This window comes from Chlamydia muridarum str. Nigg (assembly GCF_000006685.1).
In the GTDB taxonomy this organism is placed as follows: Bacteria; Chlamydiota; Chlamydiia; order Chlamydiales; family Chlamydiaceae; genus Chlamydia; species Chlamydia muridarum.
Map to the genome: position 1 here is coordinate 384,733 of NC_002620.2, position 21,439 is coordinate 406,171.

A 21,439-nucleotide genomic window follows, 5' to 3' on the forward strand; every position below is an offset into this window, starting at 1 on the left:
AGCATGAGTATAGAGGTTCGTATCCCCAATATCGCAGAGTCTATTAGTGAAGTCACGGTATCTGCATTGCTGGTTGCATCCGGAGATTTTGTGCAAGAGAATCAGGGGATTCTAGAGATAGAAAGTGATAAGGTGAATCAATTGATTTATGCTCCCTGCTCAGGAAGAGTAGAATGGAGTGTTTCCGTAGGTGATACGGTGGCTGTTGGAAGCGTCGTGGGCACCATCTGCAAATTGGAAAACCAGGATACTCCATCTATTCATGAGCAAATGCCATTCAGTCTTGTGGAGCAAGAAAGCGATGCACAGATTATCTCCTTCCCTTCATCAGTACGACAGGATCCTCCTGCAGAAGGGAAAACATTTGTTCCTCTGAAGGAGATAGAACGAGATTCTTCCGATAAGAAAGAATCTCGAGAATCTATGAGTGCTATTCGTAAGACGATTTCTCGTAGATTAGTTCAAGCTTTGCATGATTCGGCAATGTTAACTACGTTTAACGAAGTATGTATGGGGCCGATTATTGCTTTGCGAAAAGAAAAACAAGAAGCTTTTGTTTCCAAGTATGGTGTTAAGCTTGGTTTTATGTCCTTTTTTGTTAAAGCAGTAGTAGATTCTTTGAAAAAATACCCTAGGGTTAATGCTTATATCAATGGGAATGAAATCGTTTATAGACATTACTACGATATTTCTATTGCTGTAGGGACAGATCGTGGATTGGTCGTTCCAGTGATTCGTAATTGTGACCGGTTATCATGTGGAGAAATTGAGGTGCAACTTGCAGATTTAGCTTCGCGGGCTAGAGATGGGAAGCTTGCTATTCATGAGTTGGAAGGAGGGAGCTTCACAATTACTAACGGAGGGGTTTATGGTTCTCTTTTATCAACACCTATTATTAATCCTCCTCAGGTTGGGATCCTTGGAATGCACAAGATAGAGAAACGTCCTGTAGTTAAAGATGATTCAATCATTATAGCGGATATGATGTATGTGGCTATGAGTTATGATCATCGGATTATAGATGGAAAAGAGGCCGTAGGGTTCCTTGTCAACGTTAAGGAATTATTGGAGCAGCCGGAGCTTTTATTGACTATCTAGTCTAGAAGAATATCTGAATCAAAGGGATAAGGCTATCTAAGAAGAAGCAATACTGCAGTAACATTGTTCGCGCGAGGACGAATTGCTGCAGGATCATTTTGATGGCGAGATCGCCAACTTCTAAAAGAGAAAAAAGTATCGGCTTCAGAACAAGTGCAACGTTCTGAGATAAAGATATTTTTTTTCAATAAACCTTCTGAAAGTAGTTGGTTTCTTGCCACAGCTCGGAAATCTAGGTGATTTTCTTTAGGCATTAAAGGGAAAAAACTAGAGGGGAAGAGTTTTCGGTAATCAGGATAGATAGCCATATCGGGGCCCAAAGATGGGGATATAGCTACCACAAGATCCTGAGGACGACTGTGAAACTTCTTTTTAAGAAGACGAACTGTAACAGCATAGATATTGCCGACAAGACCTCTCCACCCCGCATGTACATTTGCAATCACATGGTTTTGGGGGTCATAGAAAATAGCTGCCTGACAGTCGGCATGATAAATATGTAGAGAGAGTAAAGGGGTAGATGTAAATAACCCGTCAGCAGGACATCGCTTTGGCGTTTTATGAGTGACGTAGCGTAGACTTGTTCCGTGCACTTGATGCGCATTGAAAAAATCCGATCCTCCTAAGGAAAGGGAGATTTGCGCATCAGAAGCTTGACTAGCATTTTCTTTATCATTTTGTTTTGGGAAAATTCCATGACGGATAGGGAAGTGTTCCAGCTCGGGGAAAGTTTGCTTATGTAAAGCTTCAGAAGGAGAGGTCATTGGTTATCCTATTCAGGTTCTTTCCATACACCATGTTCTTTTAGCAATTGGATTAATTCTTCTTCAGCATTTTCCATAGGAACATAGGATTTGACGCATTTATGTTTGACGTATAGATCGATCATTCCAGGTTTAGAGCCTACATAGCCAAAATCTGCGTCAGCCATTTCTCCCGGTCCATTAACGATACAACCCATGACAGCAATTTTTAATCCTCCAGGAAGATGCTTGGTTCTTTCTTTAATACGTTGGGAAACCTCAGGAAGGTCAAAGAGTGTCCGACCACATCCAGGACAGGAGATGTATTCTACCGTTGTCGATCGAATGTTTGCGCTTTGTAAAATCGAAAATCCTAAAGTTCTAGCGAGTTTTAAATCAGAAAAATTGAATAGTACGCAGGATCCTAAACCATCTAGAAGTAGGGCTCCTAAACGAATCGACAAATCTATTGCTGCAGAGTTCTTAGAAAGATTAGCCTTTAGAGAAAAGCTCAAACAAACAGGTTGAGAGTAGTTTTGTCGCAAAGCAAAAAAGCGACGGGCTTGATAGATACTTTCTACTTCAAAATACACAAATGGAGTGGCAAGGGTTTTGTCGGATAGCCAAAGTTCCTCATTCATTTCATTAAGAATAGGAGCATCCTCCTTATAAAAGATACGAAGGTGTTTCTCTATTTCGGAAACGATAGCAGAAGAACGCATGGATTTTGGAATGACCACGCCGTCAGGTGATGTAAGATCTTTTTTACCAGTTGTGATATCGACTCCCAAGCACTGGAGAAGCGTATTAGGTTCTATAGTTAGTAAATGATCCTTGGTTAATCCGACCAAAAACCCATAAACATTCTCTACGGGGAAATGTTTTGGAGTTGTTTGAGTAGTAAGTTGTTTTGAATGGTAGATTTCAAAAGGATTGTATTTCTTTGTAGATTTGGAGTATTTCGCTGTTTCCTTAAGAAGATCTAAGCAAACCGGAATTTCAAGGGTTGGGGAGCCGGTTAGAGAACAACGAATCGTGTCTCCAAGTCCTTCGGAGAGTAAGGTTCCTATTCCTACAGAGGATTTTATCATTCCATCCATGCCAGATCCAGCTTCTGTAACTCCTAGGTGTAAAGGATATAACCACTTTCTTTGGTCTAACTCGCGAGCCAAAGCTCGATAAGCTGCCACCATGGTCCTAGGGTTGCTGGATTTCATTGAGAAGACAATATTATGATAATCCATATTGACGCAGACTTCAGCGTATTCCAAAGCGGAGAAGACCATACCCTCAATCGTATCTCCATAACGTTGCATGATGCGCTCGGATAAGGAGCCATGATTGACTCCTATGCGCATAGCTCTTCCTAAGCGTTTACATTTTGCAACGAGCGGAGAGAACTTTTCGAATAAGCGTTCTAAGCTACGAGTGTATTGCTCATCAGAGTAGATCTTCCCAGAAAACATATTACGTTTATCTACATAATTCCCAGGGTTAATGCGTACTTTATCGACGAAATCTGCGACATGTATAGCTGCTTGGGGAAAGAAATGAATATCTGCTACAAGAGGGATTGTTACGTTTTGTTGAACCAGACGGTCTTTTATCTGTTCACACGCACCAACTTCTTTCAATCCTTGAACTGTAACACGGACGATTTCGCATCCACATTCCTGTAGAGCGTAAATCTGTCGAACTGTTCCCTCCACATCCGTTGTGGCGGTTGTTGTCATGGATTGTATTTTGATAGAGTGTTCGCTACCAACAAAAAGATTCCCAACTTTTACTGAGAGAGTTTTACGTCGAAAACCATTTTGTAGATAGGATTCTGCCATGATAAAGCTTCTAACAAATAACTTATTGAATTTCTGAGAGCATACTCCACTCTCCCAAGAAAGAAAGTTTAGGGATAATTGTAAGCTTTTTTTGATTTATAGGAAGGTTTATCCAAGCAAACCTTCCTAGGACTTATTCCCTATCTTAGAAATAAATAGGTCTTGGGATGCTCGTTAAAACAATCACTATATTATCTGATCGATGTTGGTGAGCAATTATTGCGATAGCATGGAGCAAGGCTAGTTTAGTTGAATCGATCCAGACTTTTTCTTTGTGTTGGGAGCCTGGAAGGAAGTCTGGGAAAGAGGCTATGAGAGGAATTTGAATGATGTGACAGCCATGGCGGATAGCCTCTTTAAAGCAGGACAAATAGGCTTTAAAGCAAAGTTGATAACAATAAGCAGGGCTATTGGAATACATAGAGGCTTTAGGAGCCGAAATTTGGATAAAGCGAGTGGGTTTATTATAAGTTTGAGTTTCAAAATTCCAAGTGGGGGATTGAACGTCATTGTCTTCCCAAGGTGCGGAAGAGCATTCTCCTGGAAGTAAGAGGCCCGAACTTGGTTTAGATTCTTCCCAGCATCTATCAGTAATCACTGCAGAAAATAAATCATTAGTTCCTCGTCCACCTTTAGGGCAAGATATGGATTGTACAGAATTTGCAATTGCCGAAGGCAAATTGGATTGAAGCTTTAGGGAAGCATATTGTCCAGAGGTAGTAATGAATAGTGTATTTGATCCGGGGATATTCCATGCTCTGAATCGAGCTGAGGGGTTGTTAAAAGATAAAAGAATTTTGTCTGAAGAAAGAAAACAGGGAAGCAGTTTTTCAGATTCTATACTGTTCCAGCCAAATAACATTTCTTTTATGGTATTTTTTAAAGCTAGTTTAGGGAGTAAGGGTGGTTTTGGGGGGATAAAAGATGGGGGAGGGGTACTTGGTTCTAGGAGCTCGAGTTCAGGAATTTCAAATTCTGGGATCTCCAGCTCTGGAATTTCCTGTTCTGGAATTTCAGGTTTTAATACGTTGTCTTGAGAACAAAAACGCTGGGAAAGAAGAATCCCTGCAATGAGAAGACTAACTCCTAAAATAAAACCAGAAACGATAATCAGAGAAGTGATAGAAGAGAGGATTCCAACCAAACAACCAGCAAGTCCTAAAATTATCCCCGATGCGAGGGAAGTAATAAGGGCCTGTTTGTAAGTCAAAGTAGGAAGTTTGCAATCAGGAGGTAAAAAATTCCGCATTGCGGATATCAGAGTACACATAAACCCTTAAACCTAAAAATTTTTGTTTAAGAGCTTAAGATAATGGCTCGTTTTGCGCAAGAACCGGGTATTAGGGATTAAAAGGTTAGCTTAACGCAGCCACCTTTAATACAGCACTGACAAGCCAGACGTTCGTTGGAGGAGTCAGGATCTCCTAAGAAATCTTGCTCAGCTTCAGAAAATTCAGACAAGTTGTCTGTACCTTCCAATATCTCAACAACACAAGTTCCACAAACCCCTTCTGTGCAGGCCAACGGTACACCAGCATTCTCACAAGCCTCCGCTATAGGGGACCCATCCTCTAAATCAAACTCCTGATTCTCGCCATCCGCTGAAACGATGAGCTTAGCCATAAGATCTCCAGAAGGAAAATAATGTTGAATTATTAAGAAATCGGAGTAGAGGGATTCGAACCCCCGACCTATTGCTCCCAAAGCAACCGCGCTAACCAGGCTGCGCTATACTCCGATCAAGAAAGTAGGAGCTCAGAAGGTTAGCATATAAATCATATACTCGACAAGATAAAGATGTTAAAAATGATAAATATTTCTGAGAACTTCTTCTTGAAGATATATGTTTTTGCTGGGTATTCGTTCGATGTAGAATTGGGGGGCTATCGTGAATCACATTAGAGGAAGTTCATGGAAAATTGTAACAATCCCCATTTGTATATTATTCACTTTAGTCATCCCTCTACCAAGATGGATTATTGATTTTGGAGTATGTGCAAATCTAGCCTGTTCTTTATCGATCATTTTTTGGGTGTTCTCTTTACGATCTTCTGCTTCTGCTAGAATTTTCCCTTCACTCCTTCTATATCTTTGTTTATTACGTCTTGGACTCAATTTAGCTTCCACGCGATGGATTTTAGCTTCTGGATGGGCATCTCCTTTGATTTTTGCTCTAGGAAGTTTCTTTTCTTTGGGGAGTATCCCCGTTGCACTAACAGTATGTTTACTACTATTTTTCATAAATTTTCTTGTTATCACCAAAGGAGCAGAGCGAATTGCAGAGGTACGGGCGCGTTTTTCTTTAGAATCGCTTCCAGGGAAGCAGATGTCTTTGGATGCCGATATTTCTGCAGGAAGAATTGGCTCTAGTAGAGCTTCTGTCAAAAAGAACTCTCTTTTGGAAGAGAGTGATTATTTTTCAGCTATGGAGGGAGTTTTTCGCTTCGTAAAAGGTGATGCAATAATGAGTTGGGTGCTGTTAGGAGTGAATAGTCTGGCAGCTTTATTTTTGGGACGTCATGTTGGGGTTTATAATTTATGGTTAACTGTGTTGGGCGATGCCTTAGTCAGTCAAGTTCCTGCATTGCTAACATCTTGTTCAGCAGCCACCCTTATAGCAAAAGTTGGAGAAAAAGAGAGCTTAGCGCAACATCTTGTGGAGTATTATGAGCAATGTAGACAAAGTTTTTTATATATCGCATTGATTCTTTGTGGAATGGCTTTTATTCCAGGGGCTCCTAAAGCTCTTATTTTAGGATTTTCTGTTTTGTTACTGTTAGGGTACAAGAGCCCCTATTCAGAAGAATCTTTATTATTCCAGAAGGAGCGGATAGAGCTATTATTACCCAATAAAGGAAATGAAAATCCTGTAAGTTTGTATAGGGCTGCTCGTCATCAAATTTATCAAGAATTAGGGGTAATCTTCCCGGAAGAGAGTGTGGTGCGTTATGTAAATAATGTTTCTCCGAGATTGGTATTTTCTGGGCAGGAGATCTCTTTAACAGAGCTTTCTTGCTCTGCCATGTTAAAGGCTATGAGGAAGCTAGCTCCCGAGACGATAGGTGAACGTTTTATTGCTCGTCTTATTGAGGAATTTCAAGAGCAGGGGGGGCTGTCTATAGAGGAGATCATTCCTCTTAAAATATCCGAAAACTCTTTAGTTTTCTTATTGAGAGCTCTTGTTAAAGAGCAGGTCTCTTTACATTTATTTCCTAAAATTCTTGAAGCTATTGATTTATTTGGCTCCCAGGCAAAAAGTTCTCTGGAGTTAGTAGAGTCTGTGCGCAACTACTTAGGGAAACAAATAGGTTTATCTTTATGGAACAGAAAAGATGTTCTAGAAGTAATTACCGTAGATTCTCTGGTTGAGCAATTTGTGCGAGATTCGCAAGCGAAGGTTTTTGTAGATTTGAACGAAAAAGTTGTTTCTCAAGTGAAAGACTTATTACGGGAAGGGGAGGGAAATTTTCGAGCTATTGTCACAGGATCTGAAACAAGAAAAGAACTAAAGCGCATAGTGGATCCTTATTTCCCAGATTTACTCGTTTTAGCTCATAGCGAGCTTCCTGAAGAGATGCCTATAACCTTGCTAGGAGCTGTTTCTGATGAGGTTTTATTATCTTAAAAAGGTTGTTTGTTGGGAGTTATTTGTTACTTGTGAAAATGTAGACATTGTTTAAAATTTTTATTTGATTTAATCTTATTTTTTTAGTCTGTGAAAGAATTATTTTTGTGAAGACTCAAGATCTTGCGGATACTTGGCAGTTGTACTGGTCAACTAAGGAAATCCATCACAGGGATTTTTTGATCGAGGCCTATCTCCCTCTTGTGAAAAATGTGGCGCATCGACTTGCTTCAGGCATGCCTTCTCATGTGAAGATAGAAGATCTTTATGCTTCTGGGGTTGAGGGATTAGTTCGGGCTGTTGAGCGTTTTGATCCAGAAAAAAGTAAGCGATTCGAGAGCTACGCTCTTTTTATTATAAAAGCGGCGATTATTGATGATTTGCGCAAGCAGGACTGGGTTCCTAGAAGTGTCTATCAAAGAGCAAATCGCTTGGCTGATGCAATGGACGCCTTGAGACAAACTTTAGGGAAAGAGCCTACAGATGGAGATCTTTGTGAGTATTTAAATATTTCACAACAGGAGTTATCGCACTGGTTCTCTTCCTCTAGACCAGCTCTAGTTCTTTCGTTGAATGATGATTTTTCTTGCCAAGATGAGGACGAAGGTCTTGCTTTAGAAGAAAGAATAGCGGATGAGCGGGCTGAAAATGGATACGATGTCATTAGGAAAAAGGAAGCTATTTCTATCTTAACGGAGGCCCTGCTTTCCCTTGATGAGAAAGAGCGGCAGGTAATGGCCTTGTATTACTATGATGATTTAGTTCTTAAAGAAATAGGAAAGATTTTGGGGGTTAGCGAGTCTCGAGTTTCCCAAATTCATTCTAAAGCCCTACTCAAGTTGCGGGGCACATTGTCGAGCCTTTTATAAAGGCCGTCTCTAGATCAGAATTTTCGTATTTTCTATCAATGTTTTGTTAGATATATTGACCTATTTTGTTAGCAGTATATCTGGAACAGCTTGCCTTGCTATAAAAGGAACAGGATAGATAAGATGTTGCTAGATAAGTTTATATGGACAGATTTTTATGCAACAATTAATCGATAGCCTTCAGAAACGGGGTATTCTAGATAATTCTTCCGCAGGATTAGAAAGTTTAACAGCTCCTGTTTCTGCCTATTTGGGGTTCGATCCAACTGCTCCTTCCTTGCATATAGGGCATTGGATTGGAATTTGTTTTCTGCGTCGATTATCGGCATATGGAATCACTCCTATTGCTCTTGTTGGAGGAGCAACAGGGATGATAGGGGATCCTTCTGGTAAAAGTGTGGAGCGCTCGCTATTAGATCAAGAGCAAGTACTTGATAATAGCAAAAAGATTGAGGTGGCTCTTGCTAATTATCTTCCCGACATTCGCATTGTGAACAATGCCGATTGGTTGGGATCATTGAGTATGGTGGATTTTCTAAGAGATATTGGGAAGTATTTCCGCTTAGGCTCGATGTTAGCTAAGGACGTAGTGAAACAGCGAGTTTATTCTGAAGAAGGAATCAGTTATACAGAGTTTAGTTATTTGTTGCTGCAATCCTATGATTTTGCTCATCTTTTTAAGCACCATGGTGTTGTATTGCAGTGTGGAGGAAGTGACCAGTGGGGAAACATTACCTCTGGAATTGATTATATTCGTCGGAAGGGGTTAGGACAAGCTTTTGGACTCACCTATCCTTTGTTGACTGATAGCAAAGGGAAAAAAATTGGGAAAACGGAGTCGGGAACTGTTTGGTTAGATCCTGAATTAACGTCTCCTTATGAATTATTTCAGTATTTCTTACGTTTATCGGATCAAGAAATCCCTAAAATAGCGAGGATGCTCACTTTACTTGATGATGATGAGGTTCTTGCTCTTGATAAGCGGTTGGAGAATGATCCGCAAGCAGTAAAAAGGTATGTGGCAGAAGTCATTGTTAAGGATGTGCATGGTGCTGAGGGATTAGCACAGGCACTGGCTACTACAGAGAGCTTTTTTGCTAATAAAGGAAAAAATATTACCGAATCGGAACTCGCGGCGTTAGTTCAGTCTGGTGTTGGTATCAATGTAGCTCGAGCAGATGTTATAGGGAAACGCTGGTTAGATGTCGTTGTGCAATTGGGATTTTGTTCTTCAAAAGGGGAAGCTAGAAGACTCATTCAGCAGCGAGGTTTATATGTGAATCAGGAACCTTTAATAGATGAACAGAGTGTCCTAGATGGGACATATCTCTGTTTTGATCGGTATATTCTTCTCTCTCAAGGGAAAAAGAAAAAACAAGTTATAGATCTTAATTAGGAGGTGGCAGTGGCTCCAGCAGATATTGGGTTGATTGGTTTGGCCGTAATGGGCAAAAACCTTGTGTTGAATATGATTGATCACGGTTTTGCTGTCTCTGTCTATAACCGCAGTCCAGAGAAAACGGAAGAGTTCTTGAAGGAGCATGGAGAGAATATATCTCTTCAAGGGTTTACTGCCATCGAAGAGTTCGTTCAATCTTTGAAACGTCCTCGGAAGATTATGATTATGATTAAGGCGGGAGCTCCTGTTGATGAAATGATTTCCTCGCTACTTCCCTTTTTAGAAGAGGGGGATATTCTCATTGATGGGGGGAATAGCTATTATCTGGATTCTGAGCGTCGCTACATTGATCTCAAAAAGAAAGGGATTTTATTTGTCGGCATGGGGGTCTCTGGAGGAGAAGAAGGGGCTCGTAAAGGACCTTCTATTATGCCCGGAGGGAATATTGAAGCTTGGCCTGTTATCGCTCCTATTTTTCAATCAATAGCTGCTCAGGTTGATGGACAGCCTTGTTGCTCTTGGATTGGTACAGGAGGAGCGGGTCATTTTGTTAAAGCCGTTCATAATGGTATAGAATATGGGGATATTCAGTTAATCTGTGAAACCTATGAGATTCTTAAATCTCGGCTTGATTTGTCTCTTGAACAGATAGGAAACATCTTCTTTGAGTGGAATCAAACGGATTTAAATAGCTATCTTATGGGAGCTTCAGCAGCTGTTTTAACAGCAAAAGATGAGAATGGAGTTGCTGTGGCTTCGACTATTTTGGATGTAGCTGGGCAGAAAGGTACTGGGCGTTGGGTTGCGGAAGATGCGATTAAGGCAGGTGTTCCTATGTCGCTTATCATAGAGTCTGTTTTAGCTCGTTATCTCTCGGCTTGGAAGGAGGTGCGTAGACAAGCTGCTCGAGAATTCCCTGTAGCTTCTCTTCTTTATCAACCTTCGCAAGAGGCCTCGGTCTTGATCGAAGATGCAAGAGAAGCTCTTTACGCAGCAAAGATTATTAGTTATGCCCAAGGCTTCATGCTATTAAAGCAGATCTCTGAAGAAAGGAATTGGGATCTTAATTTAGGAGAGCTTGCTTTGATATGGCGCGGCGGATGTATTATCCAAAGTGCTTTCTTGGATAAAATTCACCAAGGGTTTGAGAGTTGCCCGGATGCACACTCTTTGATGTTACAAGATTATTTCAAAAACGTTTTGTTGAACTCAGAAACTGGTTTTCGCCGAGCTATTTTACATGCTGTTGGAGCTGGTGTAGCAATTCCTTGTTTAGCTTCTGCCTTAGCTTTTTACGATGGGTATCGGACGGAAAACTCTCCATTATTCTTAGTTCAAGGATTAAGAGATTATTTTGGGGCTCATGGTTATGAGCGGCAAGATCGTCCTCGCGGGGAGTTTTATCATACGGATTGGTTAGGAAGCAAAAACGCTTCCCGGATGTAAAAAGATAAAGCCCGGCAAAAGTATTTGCCGGGCTTTTTTATGGAAGAATTTTTGAGAAAACTTGCCCTTATTCCATCTTAAGGACTTCAACAAATGCTGTGTTGGGAATAGACACTTTCCCAAACTCTTTCATTCGTTTTTTACCCTTTTTCTGTTTTTCCCATAACTTACGTTTTCTCGTGATGTCTCCTCCATAGCATTTTGCAGTAACGTTTTTCGCTAAAGCGCGAATCGTTTCTCTAGCAATAATTTTTTTATTGATAGCAGCTTGAATAGGAATTTTAAAGAGTTGAGGAGGAATAACATCTACAAGTTTTTCACAAATGCTTCGTCCTTTTGATTCCGCTTTATCCCTATGTACAAGACAAGAAAAAGCGTCTACAGTTTCGTCATTGATAAGAATTTCTAGTTTAATGATGGCGCCAGGTTTGTAATCTCCTAGACGATAGTCGAAAGAGCCATATCCTTTTGTAACGGATTTAAGTTTATCATTAAAATCAGAAACAATTTCATTAAGAGGAAGCTCATAGGAAAGGACGAGTCTGTGCTGGTCAAGCATATCCGTTTTCAAGCATATTCCCCGCTTGTCCATACATAGGCTCATGATGTTGCTTAGATACTCTTGGGGAGTAATGATATTTACATGAACCCAGGGCTCTTCCATATGCTCAATAAGAGCCGGGTCTGGATATGCCGTCGGATTATCAATAAAAAGAGTTTTCCCATTTTTTAAGACTACTTTGTAAATAACGCTTGGGGCAGTAGCGATAATATCAAGATCAAATTCTCTCGAAATTCTTTCAAAGATAATTTCTAAATGAAGAAGGCCTAAAAATCCACAACGGAACCCAAACCCAAGGGAATGGCTACTCTCTTGCTCAATCGTAAGAGCTGAGTCGTTAAGTTGTAAACGGCCTAAAGCATCTTTAAGGGTATCAAAATCAGAAGAGTCTATGGGATAGATTCCTGCAAAAACAACAGGTTTAATTTCCTTGAATCCTTCTAAAGGCTCTTTCGCGGGATGCTTAACTGTAGTAACTGTATCGCCAATTTTTACATCCTTAACCTTTTTCAGGTTAGCGATAAAATATCCTACTTGTCCAGCTCGTAAAGACCCTTCTATTAAGGTAGCTTCCGGTAAGAAGGCCCCAATCCCTAAAACTTCAAAAGAAGAGCCCTTGGTTGACATAAAGGTAATACGATCACCTTTTTTGATTTCTCCGCTAATCACTCGCACATATACCATGATTCCTACATAAGGATCATAGTGAGAATCAAAGATTAATGCTTTGAGTTCTGTTTCTTGAGATGGTTTTGGGGGAGGCACGAGCCGTATAATAGACTCTAAAATTTCTGGGATGCCTTGACCTGTTTTCGCTGAGCAAGCAATAGCATTAGATGTATCTAGTCCAATGAATTCTTCGATTTGTTTTTTTATAGCCTCTGGTTGAGCTGCAGGAAGATCTATTTTATTTAAAACTGGAATGATTTCTAAATCTCGTTCTAGCGCTAGGTATACATTAGCTAAGCTTTGCGCTTGCACACCTTGTGCCGCGTCGACTATAAGCAAAGCTCCTTCACATGCTGCCAGGGATCGAGAAACTTCATAAGAAAAATCCACGTGTCCTGGAGTATCTATGAGATTGAGTTCGTAAGTTTCCCCCTCGTATTCATAAGTCATTGTGACTGGATGCGCCTTAATGGTAATACCACGCTCTCTTTCCAAGTCCATAGAGTCTAAAAGCTGTTCACGCATTTCTCGTTGTTCAATCGTGCTAGTGCTCTCTAGCAACCGATCTGCGATAGTGGACTTACCGTGGTCAATATGGGCAATAATAGAAAAATTACGAATGTTTTCAATCTTATACGGTTTCAAGTTTGTGACCGAATTTCTGCTTTGAAAAGGATATGTTAACGGAATTGATAGTTGTCTATCTAGAGAAAAATAGTAGGAGATTAGAAGAGATTTGTGAAGAAAAGAGATTTTAAAGACAAAAGAAAAGCCCCGCTCAAAATAAGCGGGGCCCTCTTTTTACTAGAAAGTTTCTAGAAAAATGATGTTAGGAAACACCCTCTATAGCAGGAGAGACTTCTTTCGCTGCAGGAGAAGCTTCCTTCTCAGCTGCTGCTGTGGCCTCTGCCAGCTCTTGTTCTTTAGCAGCTGAAGCAGCTAAGAACAATTTATTAAGTTTGGTTGCAGATGTTAACCAAACCATAATAATTGCAAAGAGAGCTACCGCTAGGAATGGAGTCATCGCACTGATGCTTCCGCAAACAACTAGGAGTCCTTGTTGGATCAAAGATCCCCCAGATTTACCAAATCTAGCAGCAACAACGTCAATAGCGGCTTTTCCTTTAACTTTTTGCTCTTGATCCAATGGGATGTAAGCCATCTCTTTAGTTGCATCAAAGAGAGCATATTTAGTCGATTTGGAAAGAATATTTTGGACGGCTCCAACAACAACCGCTAGCATTAAAGGAGTTGTTCCCAAAGCTGCAACCAATCCTGTTGCATGATCTCTGAAGATAACGAGAGCAAAGAAGATCGCTCCTGTTACGAGGACCATGACAGGTGTAACTAAGGCGCCTGTTAACCAGCCAAAACGACGGATAACATTACCACCAATGAACAGCATAACGAATACGGATACAACCCCTGTCCAGAAAGAGAATGTTCCCATGAATGCGCTGTATTCATTTGGATTAGGGAATTGCATTTTGAGCTGGCTCTTCCAAGTTACTTCAACAAGGTTGATGCAAACTCCGTAGCAAATAACTAGCAAGGCTAGAAGAAGCATGTAAGGGGATCTTAACAGATAAGAGAAGCTCTCGCCCATGCTCATCTTAGGTTTAGATTTTTTAGCTTTTAGCTCTGCTGGGTTATAGAATCTAGGATCAGTAAGAACGTAACGATTCATCCACCAGTAGCAGGCAGCGATAATGGCACAAGAACACAGGAACATAGCCATTAAGAAGTAAAGAGTAACTCCCCATGGGTCTACGCCTTCACCTAAGCTTGCGCGTAATTTAGAAGACCAAACAATAGCTGGACCGGAAATTAAGAGAGCTACGTTAGCTCCAACTCCGAAAAGAGCGTAGAAACGTTTAGCTTCGCTAATTTTAGTGATTTCATTTGCAAATCCCCAGAACATTAGCGAAAGCATTACACTTCCCCAAAGTTCGGAAAGAACATAAAACGCTGCAAAAGTCCAGTTGCGTAGCATCGCAATGAAGCCTAAGAACCCAGAAGGGAGAATGGCCTGTAGTGTATCAGCGAAGTCTGTTGGGTGAAGTATATGACGATATGGGTAAATCACCAAAGGGAACAGTGCAAAAAACACAACGAATGGAGAGAGCACTGCATAGAAAAGAGCCTGTTTGCTCAAAATATTGCTTAACTTTGCGTAGATAAGCATGAACACAACAGCAGAAGGAACAACCAGCCACAACTTAATAAAGGGAATGGCTTCTGCTCCAGAGCCTGGTGCTGTGACGATAAGAGTGTCTTTTGTATCTCTCAAAATCGTGTAATTGAATGAAATACAGAAGAACATTAGGAACATTGGCAGAACTTTCTTTAGCTCATGCATGTGTATCGGCCAAAGGAAAGAGCGCAATTTTCCAAAAGGTTTTTCCGCGGTTTGAGTCATATTTCACCCTCTGAAAAGCTTATGTTTATTGTTAAGTTTTCTTTGTTGACTAGGTCAACGAATTTTAAAGTATCTTTTTGAGCAGATTGTAAAACAATAATTTTTTTTACAGAGCTCATCCCGGCTGAATCTTCGATTACACGGAGAAGAGATACCCTCCACTCAGGGAGTTTAAGAGGGCGGAACAAAAATGGCAGAAATCCAGCCTTTAGGAAAGAAGTATACCACTAAAGGTGTCGGAAGGCAATAGAAAAGGGGCAAGTGCTTGATAAGCAAAAGGGCTCTCTAAGAGAGCCCTTCTAGGGGAATTTTTTTATTTAGATATTTAAAAAGTTTTTTACAATTTTTATTCGGTAGGTTGAGAAAGCGCTTCCACATAGGCATTCCAAAGCTCTGTACTTACAATATTATTGCGGATAGAGCGAATGAGTTCTCGTTTTAGAGAAGGAAGCGGTTTTTTAGGACTAAACCGAGCTAGGAGATCTTTGTCGCCAACTTGACGAGCGAGCTCTAAAACGCGTTCAATATCTGTTTTCGTGAAATTCACAAAATCTTTTCGTTTTTTAGAACCTCGTGGAGCTCTTGGTTTGGGATTAATAGATCTGGGAGTCATGGAATCTATTACAAATGTCTTCAACATTTTCAAGAGTTGTTCTGGAGCGGAATGTTTCATTTTTTTCAAAGTGAAATGATGCATGTATCCGCCTGTTGGTCCTGGGAGATAACGACAAAGATCATTTTCTTTACTTCCTCCAACTTTGCTAATCGCTTTAGTTATGAGCTGCTCTATTTCTTCTTGGATAGTAATCTGTGCCGTAGCCATGAAAGCTCCTTAGTGGATAAATCTAGTTCTACAGATGATAGTTTTGGCTTTATTAATTGTAATAGTTAACTAGGTCTGTTTTTTCGATTTAATGTTCAGTCGAAATAAAAATCAATTAGTGTTTATCTTTTGTTGAATTCTATAGAGGTTTTTGTTTTTTTCGCAATCTCATTTTAGAGATTTTTTGATTTGGACAAAAGAAAATAAAGTGCTTCAGATTATTTTCTAAGTTTGTTTGCATAACTTTTCTTTAGTTGTGTTGATTGGAGAAGTTACTTGGAACGAATTTATCTATAAAGATCGTTTTTTTTAGAAAGTGTTTCTCTATTACTAAAATTATTTAAAATGGTTTTTTCAGAGAAAGAAGTAGGATAAGATTTCCTTTGAGTTGAGGATATAAATCCATCCTGTTAAAAGTGTTTTTGCAATAAGGTGGTTGCGTTTTTAGAAGAAAGATCTTCGTGTAACATGTTGTTTTCTTTGTAAAAAGATATGGAAGGGAGATGTGTAACCCGATTGTAATAAGCCGGGATTGAGCGGCAGAGGACCGGTTAGTTTTTAGTGGCTTTAAAGGAAATAGCGAGGAACTTTCAGACTTAGTTTCTCGCATCAATGGTCAGGAGGCTCTATGTTTTTTTTGCATGTTAGAAAATATAAGCATGTTATTGGGGGACTCTTGTGTTTAGCAGGTTGTTTTGTAATAAGTAGCTGTTCCTCTGGCAGAGGAAACAAATCTATCGATGAAAGAATTCACATTTTGTCTATGAATCGCATGATTTATGATTGCGTTTCGCGCATAACAGGAGATCGAGTCAAAAATATCGTTCTGATTGATGGATCTATAGATCCACATTCCTATGAGATGGTCAAAGGTGATGAAGATAGAATGGCTATAAGCCAGCTGATTTTTTGTAATGGCTTAGGTCTGGAGCATTCAGCTAGTTTGCGAAAACATTTGGAGGGGAACTCTAAAGTTATCGATTTGGGGGCTCGATTGTTAGATAAGAATTGTTTTGTCCTTTTAAGTGAAGATGGGTTCCCTGATCCCCATATCTGGACAGATATGGGTGTATGGATTTCGYCTGTAAAAGAAATGGCTTCAGTGTTGGTTCAACAAATTCCTCAGTATGCGGAAGAATTTCAAAAAAACGCGGAACAAATTCTTTCTGAAATGGAAGATCTGGACCGCTGGGCCGTACGTTCTCTCGCTACCATTCCAGAAAAGAATCGTTATTTAGTCACGGGGCATAATGCGTTCAGCTATTTTACTCGACGGTACCTATCTTCTGATGAAGAAAGGGAATCTGGGAATTGGAAATTGCGTTGCATGTCTCCCGAAGGCTTGTCTCCAGAAGCTCAAATTAGTATTCGGGATATTATGCGTGTAGTGGAGTATATATGTGCAAATGATGTGGGGGTTGTCTTCTTAGAGGATACTTTAAACCAGGATGCTTTAAGAAAGATTGTCAGTTGCTCGAAAAGTGGGCAAAAAATTCGTTTAGCTAAGTCTCCTTTGTATAGTGATAATGTTTGTGATAATTATTTTAACACTTTCCAGCATAATGTCCGTACCATCACGGAAGAACTAGGAGGAACTGTTCTTGAATAGGGATAATACGATTGCTTGGGCTGTAGATGATCTGTGTGTTAACTATGATCACTCAGACGTTTTATGCCATATTGCCTTTTCTTTGCCTTCTGGGGCGATGGCGGCTATAATTGGCCCTAACGGGGCAGGGAAGAGTACTCTACTTAAGGCCTCCTTAGGCCTGATTCGTGCCTCTTCAGGCCAAAGCTTGTTCTTTGGCCAAAAATTTGCTAAAGTGCATCAAAGAATAGCATATATGCCTCAAAGAGCTAGTGTGGATTGGGATTTTCCAATGACTGTTCTTGACCTCGTATTAATGGGGTGTTACGGCTACAAAGGTATGTGGAATCGTATTTCTACAGGTGATCGTCGCGAGGCTATGAATATTTTAGAACGAGTTGGGTTGGCAGATTTTGCAAATAGGCAGATTGGGAAGCTTTCTGGTGGACAGCAACAAAGAGCTTTTTTAGCGCGCTCATTAATGCAAAAAGCTGATTTATACCTTATGGACGAGCTTTTCTCAGCTATCGATATGGCTTCCTATCGTATGGTAGTAGATGTTTTACAGGATCTAAAAAAAGAAGGTAAAACTATCGTAGTCATTCATCATGACTTGAGTAATGTTCGGCAGCTATTTGATCATGTTATTTTATTAAATAAACATCTTGTGTGCTCTGGCAGTGTAGAAAAATGCCTGACAAAAGAAGCTATTTTTCAGGCTTATGGGTGTGAACTTGAGCTTTTAGATTACACACTTAAGTTGTCTAGGGGAAAGTATCAAGGATCATGTTAGATGCTTAGTTGTATATTCAAAGACACGATCTTCCTGTCCAGTTTTTTGGCCGTTTCACTGATTTGCATGACAACAGCTTTATGGGGAACCATTCTTTTAGTAGAAAGACGTCCCTTGTTAAGCGAAAGTCTTTCGCATGCTTGTTACCCAGGTCTTTTGATAGGGGCCCTTCTTTCCTACAAAGTCCCTTTATTTTCAGATTCTTTGTGGATCATTATCTTGTGCGGCTGCGCGGCTTCTATTTTGGGATGCTTATGCATAGCTTTTTTAGAAAAAAAACTTGCTATGCATAAAGATTCAGCTTTGTGTTTAATTCTCGTTTCATTTTTTGGGGTGGGGGTTATTCTTGTTAGCTATGTCAAAGATAGCTGTCCTCTTTTATATAACAAGATCAATGCTTACTTGTATGGACAAGCGGCAACTTTAGGCTATGCCGAAGCTAGGCTGGCACTCATCATTTTTTGTTTATCAGCATTCGTGCTGTGGTGGTGGTATCGACAAATTTCTGTAGCAATTTTCGATAGAGAATTTGCTTATTCCTGCGGGTTAAGAACTCGTACGGCGGAGATGATTGTTCTTGTATTCATTTCATTAGTCATAGTAAGTGGTGTTCGTTCTGTAGGGATTTTGCTTATTTCGGCAATGTTTGTTGCCCCACCTTTATCTGCCAGACAACTCTCAGATAAATTAAGTTCAATACTCATTTTATCTAGTATTTTTGGGGGAATCTGTGGGGCTTTAGGATGTTATTTTTCCGTAGCGTTTACCTGCCAATCTATTATTGAAGGGAAGGCAACGGTAATTGTCCTCCCAACTGGTCCACTAGTAGTATTTTTTGCGGGAGTTCTTGTTTTCTTGTGCTTAATTTTCTCATGGAAGACTGGTTGGATCACGCGATATATCCGTAGGAAATTATTTTTATTTTCTCGTGATGAGGAGCATTTATTGAAGATCTTTTGGTATTTGCAAGAACAAAATATCTATCGTGTTAGTATGTGGGACTTTGTTCGTTCTAGAAAGTTACAGGAATATTTTGGGTCCAAAGCATTTTCAGGATTTAGGATGTTTTGGCTATGTAAGAAGGGATTAGTATCTTGTTTCGATCATCAATGMTTTTTGACGGATAAAGGAGAAGCCAAAGCGGCTAAATTAGTTCGTGCTCATAGATTATGGGAGTCTTATCTGGTCAGTGAATTAGATTTTAACAAAAGTAAAGTACATAATTTCGCAGAAGAGATGGAACATGTTTTGACTGATGAATTGGATACTACTCTATCGAAGATGCTGCAAAATCCTGATTATGATCCACATAAGCGAGAGATTCCAAAACTAAAAGGGAAGTAAGATGTTTGCTAGTATCTCTCCGTACTACGGGGTATCATTTTTTGAGTTTTTTATCGTCTTTTTTTCGCGTCTTTTTTCTGGGAAATTGTTTTATGATCACCTGTATATCGATGATATTCAAGTGATTGTATTCTTTGCGATAGCCGTTTCTTGTTCTATAATCGGAACCTTTTTAGTTCTTAAAAAAATGGCTATGTATGCAAACGTAGTTTCCCATACCATATTATTTGGTTTGGTATGCGCCTGTTTGTTTACTCATCAGCTTACCCATTTGTCGATGCAAAATTTGACAATAGCTGCCATTTCAACAACTTTATTAACCGGAGCCTCTATCCATTTTATTCGCAATGTATTTAAAGTAGCGGAAGAGGCTAGTACTGCTTTAGTTTTTTCTCTTTTGTTTTCAGCCAGCTTATTGCTTCTTGTGTTTTTAACAAGGAATGCTCATGTCGGGACTGAGTTAGTTATTGGAAATGCTGATGCATTAGCTAAAACAGATATTTTCCCAGTATTTTTGGTTTTATTGAMTAATTTGGGCGTTTCTTACTGCTTCTTCTCGAGTTTTATTTGTGTATCTTTTGATACCGTATTCGCGTTTTCTTTAGGTATTCGAGTCAAATTAATTGATTATCTTATGATGTTTTTGCTTTCTGCTTCTATTGTTGGAGCTTTCAAAGCTGTGGGCGTGTTAATGTCATTAGCTTTTCTACTAGTCCCAGGATTAATCGCTAAGTTGATCGCTTCCTCTGTTCAGGAGATGATGGGATATTCCATGATTTTTGGAGTGCTTTCAGCTTTGATTGCTCCTGCTCTCTCTAGATCGATTTTATCTGTTCATGGGATTGGCTTATCGACTTCAGGGTTAGCTGTATGTCTGTTACTTGTTTTTTACATAGGGACGCTTGCAACTGTTTTTGTCAGAAGGCATATTTTACTTCAATCGAAAAATTGACCAACAAAAGATGTAAGAGGGTGTTTTGAAGCGATTAGCTTTAATTGGCTCAACAGGAAGCATAGGAAAGCAAGTTTTACAGGTAATTCGGGAAATTCCAGACGCTTTTGTCATAGAAACGCTTGCTGCATATGGACGTAATAGAGAAAGTTTGATTTCTCAGATTAGAGAATTTTCGCCGCGAGTAGTAGCTGTTCGTGATGAGACTACTTATAAGGAATTGCGGAAGTTATTTCCTCATATTGAAATCCTTTCAGGAGAAGAAGGACTGATTGCTGTCGCTACTGCGGCTTCTGTAGATATGACTATTGTAGCTTCTTCTGGAATAGATGCTTTGCCTGCAGTAATGGCTTCTATTCAAGAGAGAAAGACGATCGCTTTAGCTAATAAAGAGTCTCTAGTAGCTGCTGGAGAGTTAGTTACTACTTTGGCTAAAAAGAATCATGTACAAATTCTTCCCATTGACAGCGAACATAATGCTCTTTTCCAATGTTTGGAAGGTCGAGATCCTTCTACAATAAAAAAATTAATATTAACGGCGTCAGGCGGTCCATTAAGAAATAAATCAAAAGAGGAGTTGCAAAAGGTTACTTTACAAGAGGTCTTAAAGCATCCTATTTGGGATATGGGGCCTAAAATTACGGTAGATTCTTCTACTTTAGTGAATAAAGGATTAGAGATTATAGAGGCTTTTTGGTTGTTTGGATTACAGGCTGTTGAAATTGAAGCTGTGATACATCCCCAAAGCCTTATTCATGGCATGGTGGAGTTTTGTGATGGGACAATCCTTTCAGTGATGAATCCTCCTAGTATGCTTTTCCCGATACAACATGTTTTAACTTTTCCAGATCGATATCCCTCGATAATCTCAGGATTAAATTTTCTTACAAATCAAACTTTAGAATTTCTCCCTATTGATGAYGAAAGATTCCCTAGCATTCGGCTAGCAAAGGATGTGCTTCGTGAGGGTGGCTCTATGGGATGTTTTTTCAATGGAGCTAATGAGGCTTTAGTTCAACGATTTCTATCTGGAGAGATTGCTTGGTATCAAATTGTCTCTAAATTACAGACTCTTATGGATAAATATGTGGTGCGATCCTGTCTATCTTTAGAGGATATCTTGCAGGTAGACTCAGAAGCTAGAGCTCTTGCTAGCGAGTGCTAACTATTTCTATGTTCGTAGGATGCTAGCCTTTTTCGATAGTGGTGCGGAAAAAAACGATTCGTGTAGTATAGGGGGCGACTCTTCATTTTGCTGAGCGTCTTGTAGTAAC

Annotated in this window: 17 protein-coding genes and 1 tRNA gene; 10 read left to right on the forward strand and 8 right to left on the reverse strand. The window is 39.8% G+C overall.

The annotated features are described in order from the left end of the window. Positions 1–3: 3 nt before the first annotated feature. The gene (gene sucB / locus TC_RS01635) at positions 4–1,098 is read left to right on the forward strand and encodes a dihydrolipoyllysine-residue succinyltransferase (protein ID WP_010230167.1); all 1,095 of its coding nucleotides are present in this window, start codon (positions 4–6) and stop codon (positions 1,096–1,098) included. A 32-nt stretch (positions 1,099–1,130) separates the two neighbouring features. Here the strand turns inward: sucB and pgeF are convergent, their stop codons facing one another. The 5 genes from pgeF to TC_RS01660 form a co-directional block, all read right to left on the reverse strand. Next, positions 1,131–1,862, reverse strand: a complete 732-nt coding sequence (gene pgeF / locus TC_RS01640; protein ID WP_010230168.1) for a peptidoglycan editing factor PgeF — start codon at positions 1,860–1,862, stop codon at positions 1,131–1,133. Between the two features lie 8 nt (positions 1,863–1,870). Then, the gene (locus TC_RS01645) at positions 1,871–3,676 is read right to left on the reverse strand and encodes a 4-hydroxy-3-methylbut-2-en-1-yl diphosphate synthase (protein WP_010230169.1); all 1,806 of its coding nucleotides are present in this window, start codon (positions 3,674–3,676) and stop codon (positions 1,871–1,873) included. Between the two features lie 145 nt (positions 3,677–3,821). Continuing rightward, on the reverse strand, positions 3,822–4,946 hold the full coding sequence (locus TC_RS01650) for a macro domain-containing protein (RefSeq protein ID WP_010230171.1): 1,125 nt from the start codon (positions 4,944–4,946) through the stop codon (positions 3,822–3,824). A gap of 77 nt (positions 4,947–5,023) precedes the next feature. After that, positions 5,024–5,299, reverse strand: coding sequence for a 2Fe-2S iron-sulfur cluster-binding protein (locus TC_RS01655; protein ID WP_010230174.1), 276 nt, complete (start codon positions 5,297–5,299; stop codon positions 5,024–5,026). Between the two features lie 40 nt (positions 5,300–5,339). Then, positions 5,340–5,414 (reverse strand) — tRNA-Pro (locus TC_RS01660). A gap of 147 nt (positions 5,415–5,561) precedes the next feature. Here TC_RS01660 and TC_RS01665 point away from each other — a divergent pair. The 4 genes from TC_RS01665 (at position 5,562) to gnd (ending at position 11,015) form a co-directional block, all read left to right on the forward strand. Continuing rightward, a complete protein-coding gene (locus tag TC_RS01665) occupies positions 5,562–7,301 on the forward strand; it encodes an EscV/YscV/HrcV family type III secretion system export apparatus protein (RefSeq protein WP_370894915.1) in 1,740 nt (579 codons plus the stop codon). A gap of 107 nt (positions 7,302–7,408) precedes the next feature. Then, complete coding sequence (locus tag TC_RS01670) at positions 7,409–8,170, forward strand: FliA/WhiG family RNA polymerase sigma factor (protein WP_010230178.1); 762 nt, start codon at positions 7,409–7,411, stop codon at positions 8,168–8,170. 157 nt (positions 8,171–8,327) lie between these two features. After that, on the forward strand, positions 8,328–9,566 hold the full coding sequence (tyrS, locus tag TC_RS01675; RefSeq protein WP_010230180.1) for a tyrosine--tRNA ligase: 1,239 nt from the start codon (positions 8,328–8,330) through the stop codon (positions 9,564–9,566). Between the two features lie 9 nt (positions 9,567–9,575). Continuing rightward, positions 9,576–11,015 (forward strand): decarboxylating NADP(+)-dependent phosphogluconate dehydrogenase, encoded by a 1,440-nt coding sequence (gene gnd, locus TC_RS01680; protein WP_010230184.1) that lies wholly within the window; start codon positions 9,576–9,578, stop codon positions 11,013–11,015. Between the two features lie 67 nt (positions 11,016–11,082). Here the strand turns inward: gnd and lepA are convergent, their stop codons facing one another. The 3 genes from lepA to TC_RS01700 all read right to left on the reverse strand — a co-directional run bounded on the left by lepA (position 11,083) and on the right by TC_RS01700 (position 15,488). Then, positions 11,083–12,891 (reverse strand): translation elongation factor 4, encoded by a 1,809-nt coding sequence (gene lepA, locus TC_RS01685; RefSeq protein ID WP_010230188.1) that lies wholly within the window; start codon positions 12,889–12,891, stop codon positions 11,083–11,085. Between the two features lie 184 nt (positions 12,892–13,075). Then, entirely contained in the window at positions 13,076–14,665 is a 1,590-nt protein-coding gene (gene npt1 / locus TC_RS01690; RefSeq protein ID WP_010230191.1) for an NTP/NDP exchange transporter Npt1, read from the reverse strand. A gap of 346 nt (positions 14,666–15,011) precedes the next feature. Further along, positions 15,012–15,488 carry a DNA binding protein DdbA gene (locus TC_RS01700; protein ID WP_010230197.1) on the reverse strand — a complete coding sequence of 159 codons (477 nt, stop codon included), beginning with the start codon at positions 15,486–15,488 and terminating at the stop codon, positions 15,012–15,014. Positions 15,489–16,116: 628 nt separating this feature from the next. Here TC_RS01700 and TC_RS01710 point away from each other — a divergent pair. From TC_RS01710 to dxr, 5 genes are read left to right on the forward strand one after another with little or no spacing between them, the layout of a single operon-like run. Continuing rightward, entirely contained in the window at positions 16,117–17,097 is a 981-nt protein-coding gene (locus TC_RS01710) for a metal ABC transporter solute-binding protein, Zn/Mn family (RefSeq protein ID WP_010904314.1), read from the forward strand. After that, positions 17,090–17,869: a metal ABC transporter ATP-binding protein gene (locus TC_RS01715; RefSeq protein WP_010230210.1), complete on the forward strand. Its 780-nt coding sequence runs from the start codon at positions 17,090–17,092 to the stop codon at positions 17,867–17,869. Before TC_RS01710 ends, TC_RS01715 begins: the two co-directional genes overlap by 8 nt. Then, a complete protein-coding gene (locus TC_RS01720; protein WP_010904315.1) occupies positions 17,870–19,213 on the forward strand; it encodes an iron chelate uptake ABC transporter family permease subunit in 1,344 nt (447 codons plus the stop codon). Position 19,214: 1 nt separating this feature from the next. Then, positions 19,215–20,165, forward strand: coding sequence for a metal ABC transporter permease (locus tag TC_RS01725; protein WP_010904316.1), 951 nt, complete (start codon positions 19,215–19,217; stop codon positions 20,163–20,165). A gap of 25 nt (positions 20,166–20,190) precedes the next feature. After that, the gene (dxr, locus tag TC_RS01730) at positions 20,191–21,330 is read left to right on the forward strand and encodes a 1-deoxy-D-xylulose-5-phosphate reductoisomerase (protein ID WP_010904317.1); all 1,140 of its coding nucleotides are present in this window, start codon (positions 20,191–20,193) and stop codon (positions 21,328–21,330) included. Positions 21,331–21,439: the final 109 nt, after the last annotated feature.

What these genes read in the sequence shown, in the direction of transcription:
- sucB (WP_010230167.1), top strand. Translation starts at nt 4, where the DNA reads ATGAGTATAGAGGTTCGTATCCCCAATATCGCAGAGTCTATTAGTGAA.
- pgeF (WP_010230168.1), bottom strand. Translation starts at nt 1,862, where the DNA reads ATGACCTCTCCTTCTGAAGCTTTACATAAGCAAACTTTCCCCGAGCTG.
- TC_RS01645 (WP_010230169.1), bottom strand. Translation starts at nt 3,676, where the DNA reads ATGGCAGAATCCTATCTACAAAATGGTTTTCGACGTAAAACTCTCTCA.
- TC_RS01650 (WP_010230171.1), bottom strand. Translation starts at nt 4,946, where the DNA reads ATGTGTACTCTGATATCCGCAATGCGGAATTTTTTACCTCCTGATTGC.
- TC_RS01655 (WP_010230174.1), bottom strand. Translation starts at nt 5,299, where the DNA reads ATGGCTAAGCTCATCGTTTCAGCGGATGGCGAGAATCAGGAGTTTGAT.
- tyrS (WP_010230180.1), top strand. Translation starts at nt 8,328, where the DNA reads ATGCAACAATTAATCGATAGCCTTCAGAAACGGGGTATTCTAGATAAT.
- npt1 (WP_010230191.1), bottom strand. Translation starts at nt 14,665, where the DNA reads ATGACTCAAACCGCGGAAAAACCTTTTGGAAAATTGCGCTCTTTCCTT.
- TC_RS01700 (WP_010230197.1), bottom strand. Translation starts at nt 15,488, where the DNA reads ATGGCTACGGCACAGATTACTATCCAAGAAGAAATAGAGCAGCTCATA.